The following is a 10,919-nucleotide window of genomic DNA, read 5'->3' as shown; positions in this document are numbered from 1 at the left end:
GAATCTAAGGAAGAAGCAGAAGCTGTGGAGTTAGAGGAATCTAAGGAAGAAGCAGAAGCTGTGGAGTTAGAGGAATCTAAGGAAGAAGCAGAAGCTATGGAGTTAGAAGAATCTAAGGAAGAAGCAGAAGTTGCGGAGTTAGAAGAATCTGAGGAAGAAGTAGAAGCTGCGGAGTCAGAGGAATCTGAGGAAGAAGTAGAAGTTGTGGAATTAGAAGAATCTAAGGAAGAAGAACCAGTTACGGAATTCATATTAGAGGAAACTTCTCAAGAAATAGCAATTGAAGAGACGATAAATAAAGAGTTGGTGGACAATACACCAGTTGCAGAGCAACCAGTAATTTCTCAGCAAGAAACAATTGAGTTCAAGGAAGAACGTGAAGTGTTCGTACCAGATTCAGAAGCGGATGAGCAAACAAAGAAAGAGGTTCAAAGCTTTGCGAATGTTTTAATTGAAGAAGCTGAAGAAAAGAAACAAGTTGCTAAAGAACAGCCTGCTACACAAACAGAAGAGCCGAAGCGTGAGAAAAAGCGCCATGTCCCATTTAACGTTGTCATGCTAAAACAAGACAGAAAGAAGTTAATGGAAAGACATGCGGCAAGAACGAATGTAACGCAATCTACTTTCGGTGAACGAGTAGCGGAAAAACCAATGCAGCAAGTAGCGGTAGAAGCCCAAGTGGAAGAAAAACCAATGCAGCAAGTAGCGGTAGAAGCCCAAGTGGAAGAAAAGCCAATGCAGCAAGTGGTGGTAGAAGCCCAAGTGGAAGAAAAGCCAGAGCAGCAAGTGGTGGTAGAAGCCCAAGTGGAAGAAAAGCCAGAGCAGCAAGTGACGGTAGAAGCCCAAGTGGAAGAAAAGCTAGTGCAGCAAGTGGTAGTAGAAGCCCAAGTGGAAGAAAAGCCAATGCAGCAAGTGGTAGTAGAAGTACAAGTGGAAGAAAAGCCAATGCAGCAAGTGGTAGTAGAAGCCCAAGTGGAAGAAAAGCCAATGCAGCAAGTGGCGGTAGAAGCCCAAGTGGAAGAAAAGCCAGAGCAGCAAGTAGTGGTAGCTGAACAAGTACAAGAGCCAATTTCAAGTACGGAAGTACAAGAGAAAGCATATGTTGTAAATCAAAAAGAGAACGATATGCGCAACGTACTACAAACGCCACCGGAATATGAACTTCCGTCATTAACGTTGTTGTCGATTCCACAGCAGGCAGCGTTAGATAATACAGAGTGGCTAGAGGAACAGGAAGAATTATTAAATACGACATTTAATAATTTCCATGTTGGAGCACATGTTATTAATGTGTCACAAGGGCCGGCAGTAACTCGTTTTGAAGTACAACCAGACCCAGGTGTGAAAGTAAATAAAATTACAAATTTAAGTGATGATATTAAATTAAGTTTAGCTGCGAAAGATATTCGAATTGAAGCGCCAATTCCAGGGAAGAGTGCAATTGGAATTGAAGTTCCGAACAAGGAAAGTAAGCCAGTATTCCTTCGTGAAATTTTAAGGAGTCCTGTATTTACAAAGAGTGAATCACCGCTTACAGTTGCGCTTGGACTTGATATTTCAGGTGATCCAATTGTAACGGATATTCGAAAAATGCCACATGGACTTATTGCAGGCGCAACTGGTTCTGGGAAAAGTGTGTGCATTAACGCAATTTTAACGAGTATTTTATATAAAGCGAAGCCGCATGAAGTGAAGTTGATACTAATTGATCCGAAGATGGTTGAGCTTGCACCATATAATTCTGTTCCACATCTTGTAGCACCTGTTATTACTGACGTAAAAGCAGCTACAGCTGCGTTAAAGTGGTCGGTTGAAGAGATGGAACGCCGTTATGAATTGTTTGCGCATGCTGGTGCTCGTGATTTAACTCGTTACAATACGATTGTAAGTGAGAGAGAAATTCCGGGTGAGACATTACCTTATATTGTTATTGTCATTGACGAGTTAGCGGACTTAATGATGGTTGCCCCTGGTGATGTTGAGGAAGCAATTTGTCGTATTGCACAAAAAGCTCGTGCTTGTGGAATTCATCTATTAGTTGCGACGCAGCGTCCATCTGTAGACGTTATTACAGGTTTAATTAAATCAAACATTCCAACGCGTATCGCATTTACAGTATCGTCTCAAGTTGATTCGCGTACGATTATCGATATTGGGGGCGCGGAGAAATTACTTGGCCGTGGTGATATGCTATTTTTAGGAAACGGCACGTCTAAACCAGTTCGTGTACAAGGCGTATACGTATCGGATGATGAGATTGAAAAAACAGTTGACCATGTGAAAAAGCAAATGAAGCCGAACTACTTATTTAAGCAAGAGGATTTATTAGCAAAATCAGAGCAGAGTGAGTCTGAAGATGAACTATTTTTTGATGCATGTCAATTTGTTGTAGAGCAAGGGGGAGCGTCCACATCTTCTGTACAGAGAAAATTCCGTATCGGTTATAATCGCGCGGCACGTCTAATTGAAGAGATGGAATCGCAAGGGATTATTTCTGAAGCAAGAGGAACGAAACCGAGAGATGTCCTTATTTCCGAGGATGAATTTGCTGCTATGCAGGAAACGAATGTATAGTACGCGGTTTTGCTGTATACTAAGAGAAAATGTTGGATAGTAAAGTAGGGAGTAAAGCGACATGAAAGAAATTGAATTAAAATTAAAAGGTGAAATAAATCGACTAACAAATAAAACATTTAAATTTGATGAACGTGTTGGAGAAGGTTGGTTCTCTGCCGTTTACTTTTTAAAAACTAGAGAAATCATTGAAGAATTTCGCCCGAAAAGTGTTGTAACAATGCAGTTTTTCCAAAAAGAACATGCAGTTCTTTGCGGAACAGATGAGGTAATTGCATTGCTACAAACATTCGCCAAAAATCCTGAGGAATTAGAAATTCATTCTTTAAAGGATGGCGATAATATTAGTCCATTTGAAACAGTTTTAACAATTCATGGTCCTTATGAATACTTCGGCTTTTTAGAAGGTGTAATTGATGGGATTTTAGCTCGTCGTACATCAGTTGCGACAAACGTATATAACGTTGTCCAAGCTGCACGTAGCGTAGACAAAGAAAAACCGGTTATTTTCATGGGAGATCGTGATGATCATTATACGCAACAAGCTGGTGACGGTTATGCGGCATACATCGGAGGTATGAGCGCACAAGCGACACATGCAATGAATGAGTGGTGGGGCAGAAGTGGTATGGGGACGATGCCTCACGCATTAATTCAAATGTTTAATGGTGATGTTGTTGAAGCTGCAAAAGCATATCATAAAAAATTCCCAGAGGATGAATTAGTCGTACTAATTGATTACAACAATGATGTCATTACAGATGCACTTCGCGTAGCGCGTGAATTTGGATCAACATTAAAAGGTGTACGTGTCGATACGTCTCGTACAATGATTGATCAATACTTCATTCGTCACCCAGAAGTACTTGGAACATTTGATCCACGCGGTGTAAATCCATCGCTTGTATTTGCACTTCGTAAGGCTCTTGATGGGGAAGGTTTCCAACATGTAGATATCGTTGTAACTGGTGGATTTGATGAGAAGCGTATTCGTGAATTTGAAGCTCAAAATGTTCCTGTCGATATATACGGAGTAGGAAGCAGCTTATTAAAAATGAATATTGGTTTCACTGGTGATAACGTAGAATTAAATGGAAAACCAGAAGCAAAAGCTGGTCGTAAATACCGTCCAAATCCACGTCTAGAGCGTGTTCAATTAAAAACAAAAAAAGATATGTAAAAGCGAGAAAAACTGATAGGTGATTGACCCTATCAGTTTTTCTGTTATCATAGTATAGCGGCTTGTTTTTTGCTATAATAAATGTGTTATGGACATAAAAGAAGTACGTATGAGTTTATCCTGATAGGTGAAGGTAAAAAGAAATTCACTGTATCAGAAATGTATGATGATTACCAAAATAAGAAAAGATTCATATACTGTCTTATAGATAGGACGTTGTATTAGTTCGAAATGTTGGAGGTTCTTTAAGATGACAGTTTACCATTTTGTAGGAATTAAAGGAACAGGAATGAGTTCATTAGCGCAAATTCTTCATGACATGAAGCATACTGTTCAAGGGTCTGATTATGAAAAGCGTTTCTTTACACAAACAGCATTGGAAAAGCGTGGTATTTCCATCCTTCCTTTTGATAAAAATAATATTAAAGAAGGACAAGTGATTATCGCAGGAAATGCATTTCCTGATACGCATGAAGAAATCGTAGCAGCAAAAGAATTAAATATCCCAGTACACCGTTACCACCATTTTTTAGGTGACCTGATGAACCAATACACAAGTGTTGCTGTAACTGGTGCACATGGAAAAACATCAACAACTGGTTTGTTAGCCCATGTAATGCAAGGTGCACACCCAACATCATACCTTATTGGAGATGGAACTGGGCATGGGGTAGAAAATAGTAAGTATTTTGTATTTGAAGCTTGTGAGTATCGTCGTCATTTCTTGTCTTACTATCCAGACTATGCAATTATGACAAATATCGATTTCGATCATCCAGATTATTTTGCAGACATCAATGATGTATTTAGTGCATTCAAAGAGATGGCATTGCAAGTGAAAAAAGGTATTATTGCATGTGGTGATGATGAAGAACTTCAAAAAATTCAAGCGAAAGTACCTGTTATTTTCTATGGATTTGGAGAAGATAATGATTTCCAAGCACGTAACATCCAAAAGAGAACTGATGGTACTATATTCGATGTATTTGTTCGTAATACGTATTATGACACGTTTGAAATTACAGGATACGGCGATCACAGCGTATTAAATGCATTAGCGGTTATCGCGCTTTGCCATTATGAAAACGTTGATGTAGAAGCAGTAAAACATCAATTAACAACTTTTGAAGGTGTAAAACGTCGCTTTAATGAAAAGCCGATGGGAGAGCAAGTTATCATTGATGACTATGCACACCATCCGACAGAAATTAATGCAACGATTGAAGCAGCTCGTCAAAAACATCCAGAGCGTGAAGTTGTCGCTGTATTCCAGCCACATACATTCTCACGTACAGAGAAATTCTTAGATGAGTTCGCAGAAAGCCTAAGCAAAGCTGACCAAGTATACTTATGTGATATTTTCGGATCAGCACGTGAAAACAAAGGTGAATTAACAATTGAAGATCTGCAAAAACGTATCGATGGTGCAGAGCTAATTACAGATACAACAACAGAGGTATTAAAGAAACATAAAAATGGCGTTCTTATTTTCATGGGCGCAGGTGACATCCAAAAATTCGAAGCAGCTTACGTAAAAGAAGTTCAAGTTGCAGAGAAGTAAGAAAAAAGACGCATAGCTGAGCTGTGCGTCTTTTTTTGTTGTACTCGATTTTTATCCCACTATTTGCGGGCAGTAAAACTCCCACCTCAAAATTCGGCTGTAAAGCAAAGGAGTTAGGTGGGAGATCAACTGCCCGTAAAAGCCCGATTAGTTGAACTTTATGTATTGACCTAGAGTTAACTCTAGGTTGTAAGATAAACATGTGAAAACAAGGGGGAGAGAATATGTATAAAATTGGTGAAGTAGCAGAGTTAACGGGGATGGGTATTCACACTTTGCGCTATTATGAGAAACTAGGCTTATTACCACCACCAACGCGAAATAGTGGTATTCGGCAGTATACAGAAGGTGATGTGCGCCTATTAAAATTTTTATATTCATTAAAACAAACTGGAATGTCATTAGAAGAGATGGCTGAGTTTGCAAGTGATGGATGTATTATAGAGGAAATCAAACAGCGGAAAGAGGAAGTACCTGCGAAAATAAAAAAGAGGATTTCAATTTTAACAACTCACTTAAAGCGTTTAAAAGAACAACAGGAGCAATTGCGAAAAGTAGTTCAGTTAACAGAGGAGAAGTTAGAAATTTATTACGGTTTTCTAGAAGAGAAAAACTTGGAGGCCGACAATGAAGAATAAAGTATACGCTCAGCTACTAGGGTTTGCGATATTTACTGGTGGGACATTTAATGCTTCGAAATATGCGGTGCAGTATTTCGAAGCGATTCACATAGCGGCATGGCGTTTTGGAATTGCTGCACTTGTGATGTTATGTCTCTTAAAAATACGAAAAGATTTTGAGTTGGAAGTATGGAGGCAGAATAGGGCTTATTACCTTTTGCTTGGTATAGTTGGTGTATTCGGTTTTAACTTCTTTTTCTTTTTAGGAATGAAACATACAGAAGCTATTAATGGAGCGCTTATTATGGCGACAAATCCACTTGTTACGACGTTATTAGGAAGTGTAATTTTACGAGAGAAAATAGTGAAGCACCAAGCGATTGGAATGTTACTTGCACTACTTGGTGTTGTTTTTGTCCTTACACAAGGTTCGTTTGCAATACTACAAAATTTATCGTTTTCAAAAGGTGATTTTTATATTTTGTTAGGGAATATTTGCTGGGCGTTATACGGTGTATTAAGCAGAAGATTTATTAAGATTGGCAGTCCAATACAAACGACGACATATACGATGACTATTGGGGCACTTGCCTTTATTATGATATCTTCCACGCAAAAAAGTATAGTACCAGTTTTGGAAATTCCTTTATTCGCTTGGGGAGCGATTCTCTTTATGGCAATTGGAATGAGTGTGCTCGGTTACTTATGGTGGAATAATGGAATTGCTCAAATTGGGGCAGCGAGAACATCTTTATTTTTTAATCTAGTGCCTGTTGTTACAATGATTATTTCTTTTACAGAAGGAGTAAATATAGCAGCTGCACAATGTATAGGGATGATATTAGTTATTACGGGAGTATTGTATTCTTCCGGTTTTATACAAATAAAGCCAAAAGAAAGTGTGAATATTTAACATTTCCTATCCATAAATGTTAGAATAATAAGAAAAATAAAAAGGGGCTAAAAAATATGTTCACACTCCGAGTAGATAATGAAATCGAACTTCAACTATTAGAAAAACATCATAAAGAGGAACTATATGAATTAATAGATCAAAATCGTAATCATTTAAGAAGGTGGCTTCCGTGGGTAGATGGGACGAAATCTGCTGATGCTTATGATGAGATTTTTCCGATGTGGTTAAAGAAATTTGCAGAGGGAGACGGTTTTGAAAGTGGCATACGTTACAAAGGAAAGCTCGTTGGGATGGTAGGCATTCATCCGGTAAGCTGGGGGAAGAAAGCGGCGAGTCTCGGATATTACCTTGCAGAAGATGCTGGCGGGAAAGGCATTATGACGCGTAGCGTGAAGGCTGTACTTCATTATGCATTTGAGAATTTAAAATTAAATAAAATGGAAATTAGATGCGGTGTTGAAAATGTGAAAAGCCGCGCTATTCCAGAGCGTTTAGGGTTTAAGTTAGATGGTATTTTAAGAGAGGAAGAATGGCTATATGACCATTTTCACGATATCGCTGTATATAGTTTATTAGCTTCAGAGTGGAAAGAGATTCGATGAACGAGAAGATTTGTATTATTCCGTACGACAGTAAGTTTCAAGATGAAGTAGTAGATCTTATCATTCATATTCAGCAAAATGAATACAATATCCCAATTACGAAAGAAGAGCAGCCTGACTTACTTGAAATAGAAACGTTCTATCAAAAGGATTATGGAAACTTTTGGGTAGCAACTTATGATGGTAAAGTAGTTGGAACAGTAGCTTTATTAGATATTGAGAATCATCAAGTAGCGCTACGGAAAATGTTTGTGAAGAAAGAGTTCCGTGGAAAAGAATGGGGTGCATCAAGAATGCTACTTCAAACAGCAATCTCTTGGGCGAAGGAACAGAACTTGGAAGACATTTATTTAGGAACAACAATTAAATTTCTAGCGGCACACCGTTTTTACGAAAAGAACGGTTTTCAAAGTGTGAATATAGAAGAGTTGCCAAAAAGTTTTCCAGTGTTAGAGGTAGATAAGAAATTTTATAGGTACATTTTTTAAAAAGGTCATTTATGAATGACCTTTTTTTATGAACTAAAATGGAAATGATGGTATAATTTGGATTAAGGGGTGTGGTTATGAACTTTCCAATTCAAAGAAGTAAGTCAGGAATAATTTCCGTTAGTATAACGCTAGCTTTTATGGTTGTATATCCAATTGTAATGTTTTTTACAAGAAAAGGGGATTGGGTTTCAGCCCTAATTGGGATGGGATTATGTTTTATTATAAATGTCCCTCTCGTTTGGGAAATATTCATTAAAAAGCATAAAGTAGAAAATGGTGTGCTAAAATACGGTATTTTAAACGATGATGTTGTATTGAGAGATGTTAGAATTGTTCGTCAAGTTGGAAAGTCTCTTGAGATTACAACGAATGCATATAAAGTACATATGATTGCGATGCCGCAAGATATGAATGAGTTCTTGGCGCTTATTGAGAAAGAAAATCCATATGTAAAAATAGAACTGGTAGGTAAGTAATGAAATATGTAAGACCTTTGTTTTGCTTAGAAATTTTAATGGTGCTTGTGATTTGCACTAGAGTATATACTCGATGGGAATTGCCTTTATATGTCCCAATATTAATAGGGACTAGTGCAGTATCACTATTATTCTAGTTCCATAATCGGCAAACAAAAAGCGAGAAAAATAGCTCTATATAGTGCAGGGGGATTAGAAATGAAAAAAATCTGTATGTTGTTTTTGCTTCTGCTAACTACATCAATTCTTTTAATAGGATGTAGTGCGAAGAAAGAGAAGTCTGATGTTAGCTTAGAAAAGGCACAAAAAATTGAAATTGAATCGCTTACTGATTCGAGTGATAAAAAAACAATTACCGATAAGAAAGAAATCACAAAGTTGTTTGAATCAATAAAAATGGATGAGTGGGAAATGGAATCGGCTCCTGTGGATACTCCGCAAGGGAAAACGTTTAAAATGTATCAAGAGGATACACCGAAATTATTGGATTCGAGTAAAGATAAAAAAGAGTTACATGAAATTGGTACTATGACAGTTTATAAAGATGTCCCTTATGTTGAGGTTGAATTAAAAATTAATGTAATAAAAAATAAAAATAGTTTTAAAGTACCAGAAGATGTGGCTAAAAAATTATTAGCGTATTAATAAAAAAGCGCTCGGATACAATTCCGAGCGTTTTTTTATATTATTTTAAGTTCTCTGGGTTTAAAGCTTCTAGTTCAGGTACAACGAAGCGTCCGTCTTTACGGATTAATACGTCGTCGAAGTAAATTTCGCCGCCGCCGTATTCAGGGCGCTGAATGCACACTAAATCCCAGTGGATGTTAGAGTTGTTGCCGTTCCATGCATCGTCGTAAGCTTGCCCGGGTGTGAAGTGGAAGCTGCCATCGATTTTTTCATCGAATAGAATGTCTCCCATTGGATGTAAGATGTATGGGTTTACACCGATTGCGAACTCACCAACGTAGCGTGCGCCTTCGTCTGTATCGAAGATTTTGTTAATGCGTTCTGAATCGTTTGCAGTTGCTTCAACGATTTGTCCATTCTCAAATTTAAGTTGTACATTTTCAAATGTATAGCCGTTGTAAGGTGATGGTGTATTGTAAGAAACTGTACCGTTAACAGAATCGCGAACTGGCGCAGAGTATACTTCACCATCTGGGATGTTTAAATGACCTGAGCATTTAATAGCTGGAATGTCTTTAATAGAGAATGTTAAGTCAGTTCCAGGTCCAGTTAAGCGAACTTTATCTGTTTTATTCATTAATGCAACAAGGCTATCCATCGCCTTATCCATTTTTCCGTAATCTAAGTTACATACTTCGAAGTAGAAGTCTTCAAAAGCTTCTGTGCTCATTTTAGCAAGCTGTGCCATAGAAGCATTTGGGTAGCGAAGAACAACCCAGCGTGTTTTCGGAACGCGAATGTCTCTATGAACTTTTTTACCAACTGTTTGGCCATGAATTTTCATACGTTCACTTGGAACGTCGGCTTGTTCGTTAATATTATCACCAGAGCGAAGGCCGATGTAAGCATCCATATCTTTCATTACGCTCGCTTCATATGTAGCGATTTGTTCGAAATGTTCTTCCGTAGCACCCATTAATAAAGAGCGATCTACTGAGTGGTCTTTTAAAGAAACGAATGGGAAACCGCCAGCTGCATATGCTTCTTTTACAAGTGCAGTTACAAGTTCTTTTTGTAAGCCAAAGTTTTCAATTAATACTTTTTCGCCTTTTTGTAAGCGAATAGAGTAGTTAATTAAATTGTATGCTAACTTTTCAATGCGTGGATCTTTCATATGTAAAGCCTCCTTACTAATTATGTATCCTCTCCTATTGTAACCTACTTAGTGGAATTTGTTGAATGATTTATGTTAAAGTTAACGAATAAGTATGAAAATTCTAATGAAAAGATAGGGATTAGAATGAAACGGAAAATGATTGTATAATAGGAGAAAGTATGAAAAAGATAAAGGAAGTGATGAAATGCAAGTTCTTTTATATGTAAGTGCGGCTATTATTGCAGTTGCTTTCGCTGTATTAGTAGTATATGCATGCAGAACGTTGTTATCGGTTCAGAAGACGTTAGAAAACGTTGCAAGCACGTTAGAAGGTTTAGAAAAGCAAATGCAAGGAATAAGTGTAGAGACGGAGCAATTATTACATAAGACAAATGCGTTAGCTGATGATATTCAACAGAAGTCACAGTCGCTAAATAAAGTAGTAGAAGGTGTGGATGGAATCGGAACGACGATTCACTCTTTAAATACGAAGCTTCGCAATGTGTCAGAGTCTGTTACGGACGAAATTGAAAATAATGCAGATAAAGTAGCACAAGTTGTACAGTGGAGCAGCGCAGCAATTGAAGTATACAACCATTACCGTGCTACGAGACAAGAGAAAAAGATTGAAAAAGAAGAGCGTAAACTAGAGAGAGCTGAGCAGAAGGCTGAAAAGAGAGAGAAACGCTCTAGACTTCGTATGAGAGGTGAGTAAT

Annotated in this window: 11 protein-coding genes; 10 read left to right on the top strand and 1 reads right to left on the bottom strand. The window is 37.8% G+C overall.

Features of this window, described 5'->3' with window-relative positions:
* From U860_RS32410 to U860_RS0105090, 9 genes are all read left to right on the top strand, one after another.
* The coding region (locus U860_RS32410; protein ID WP_025147643.1) for a DNA translocase FtsK at positions 1 to 2,574 on the top strand (2,574 nt) is incomplete at its 5' end.
* A gap of 61 nt (positions 2,575 to 2,635) precedes the next feature.
* Complete coding sequence (locus U860_RS0105125; protein WP_025147642.1) at positions 2,636 to 3,754, top strand: nicotinate phosphoribosyltransferase; 1,119 nt, start codon at positions 2,636 to 2,638, stop codon at positions 3,752 to 3,754.
* A 250-nt stretch (positions 3,755 to 4,004) separates the two neighbouring features.
* The gene (gene murC / locus U860_RS0105120; RefSeq protein WP_025147641.1) at positions 4,005 to 5,315 is read left to right on the top strand and encodes a UDP-N-acetylmuramate--L-alanine ligase; all 1,311 of its coding nucleotides are present in this window, start codon (positions 4,005 to 4,007) and stop codon (positions 5,313 to 5,315) included.
* A gap of 224 nt (positions 5,316 to 5,539) precedes the next feature.
* Complete coding sequence (locus U860_RS0105115; RefSeq protein ID WP_025147640.1) at positions 5,540 to 5,953, top strand: MerR family transcriptional regulator; 414 nt, start codon at positions 5,540 to 5,542, stop codon at positions 5,951 to 5,953.
* Complete coding sequence (locus U860_RS0105110; protein WP_025147639.1) at positions 5,943 to 6,848, top strand: DMT family transporter; 906 nt, start codon at positions 5,943 to 5,945, stop codon at positions 6,846 to 6,848. The genes U860_RS0105115 and U860_RS0105110 overlap by 11 nt, the downstream gene beginning before the upstream one ends.
* A 56-nt stretch (positions 6,849 to 6,904) precedes the next feature.
* A complete protein-coding gene (locus tag U860_RS0105105) occupies positions 6,905 to 7,453 on the top strand; it encodes a GNAT family protein (RefSeq protein ID WP_025147638.1) in 549 nt (182 codons plus the stop codon).
* On the top strand, positions 7,450 to 7,941 hold the full coding sequence (locus U860_RS0105100) for a GNAT family N-acetyltransferase (RefSeq protein WP_025147637.1): 492 nt from the start codon (positions 7,450 to 7,452) through the stop codon (positions 7,939 to 7,941). Before U860_RS0105105 ends, U860_RS0105100 begins: the two co-directional genes overlap by 4 nt.
* A gap of 77 nt (positions 7,942 to 8,018) precedes the next feature.
* Positions 8,019 to 8,420: a PH domain-containing protein gene (locus U860_RS0105095; protein WP_025147636.1), complete on the top strand. Its 402-nt coding sequence runs from the start codon at positions 8,019 to 8,021 to the stop codon at positions 8,418 to 8,420.
* A 198-nt stretch (positions 8,421 to 8,618) separates the two neighbouring features.
* Positions 8,619 to 9,065 (top strand): hypothetical protein, encoded by a 447-nt coding sequence (locus U860_RS0105090; RefSeq protein ID WP_025147635.1) that lies wholly within the window; start codon positions 8,619 to 8,621, stop codon positions 9,063 to 9,065.
* A gap of 40 nt (positions 9,066 to 9,105) precedes the next feature.
* Here U860_RS0105090 and U860_RS0105085 read toward each other — a convergent pair whose 3' ends face one another.
* Positions 9,106 to 10,221 (bottom strand): aminopeptidase, encoded by a 1,116-nt coding sequence (locus U860_RS0105085; RefSeq protein WP_025147634.1) that lies wholly within the window; start codon positions 10,219 to 10,221, stop codon positions 9,106 to 9,108.
* 187 nt (positions 10,222 to 10,408) lie between these two features.
* On the opposite strand from U860_RS0105085, the gene U860_RS0105080 reads away from it, so the two are divergent.
* Positions 10,409 to 10,918, top strand: a complete 510-nt coding sequence (locus U860_RS0105080) for a DUF948 domain-containing protein (RefSeq protein ID WP_002173808.1) — start codon at positions 10,409 to 10,411, stop codon at positions 10,916 to 10,918.
* Position 10,919 lies beyond the last annotated feature (1 nt).

This window comes from Bacillus sp. H1a (assembly GCF_000633475.1).
GTDB lineage: Bacteria > Bacillota > Bacilli > Bacillales > Bacillaceae_G > Bacillus_A > Bacillus_A paramycoides.
Note: the sequence above shows the minus strand (reverse complement) of the source record. Positions and strands in the feature narration are given on the sequence as shown.

Excerpts from the sequence above, each read along its gene's own strand:
- U860_RS0105125 (WP_025147642.1), top strand. The coding sequence starts at position 2,636 with ATGAAAGAAATTGAATTAAAATTAAAAGGTGAAATAAATCGACTAACA.
- murC (WP_025147641.1), top strand. The coding sequence starts at position 4,005 with ATGACAGTTTACCATTTTGTAGGAATTAAAGGAACAGGAATGAGTTCA.
- U860_RS0105115 (WP_025147640.1), top strand. The coding sequence starts at position 5,540 with ATGTATAAAATTGGTGAAGTAGCAGAGTTAACGGGGATGGGTATTCAC.
- U860_RS0105110 (WP_025147639.1), top strand. The coding sequence starts at position 5,943 with ATGAAGAATAAAGTATACGCTCAGCTACTAGGGTTTGCGATATTTACT.
- U860_RS0105105 (WP_025147638.1), top strand. The coding sequence starts at position 6,905 with ATGTTCACACTCCGAGTAGATAATGAAATCGAACTTCAACTATTAGAA.
- U860_RS0105100 (WP_025147637.1), top strand. The coding sequence starts at position 7,450 with ATGAACGAGAAGATTTGTATTATTCCGTACGACAGTAAGTTTCAAGAT.
- U860_RS0105095 (WP_025147636.1), top strand. The coding sequence starts at position 8,019 with ATGAACTTTCCAATTCAAAGAAGTAAGTCAGGAATAATTTCCGTTAGT.
- U860_RS0105090 (WP_025147635.1), top strand. The coding sequence starts at position 8,619 with ATGAAAAAAATCTGTATGTTGTTTTTGCTTCTGCTAACTACATCAATT.
- U860_RS0105085 (WP_025147634.1), bottom strand. The coding sequence starts at position 10,221 with ATGAAAGATCCACGCATTGAAAAGTTAGCATACAATTTAATTAACTAC.
- U860_RS0105080 (WP_002173808.1), top strand. The coding sequence starts at position 10,409 with ATGCAAGTTCTTTTATATGTAAGTGCGGCTATTATTGCAGTTGCTTTC.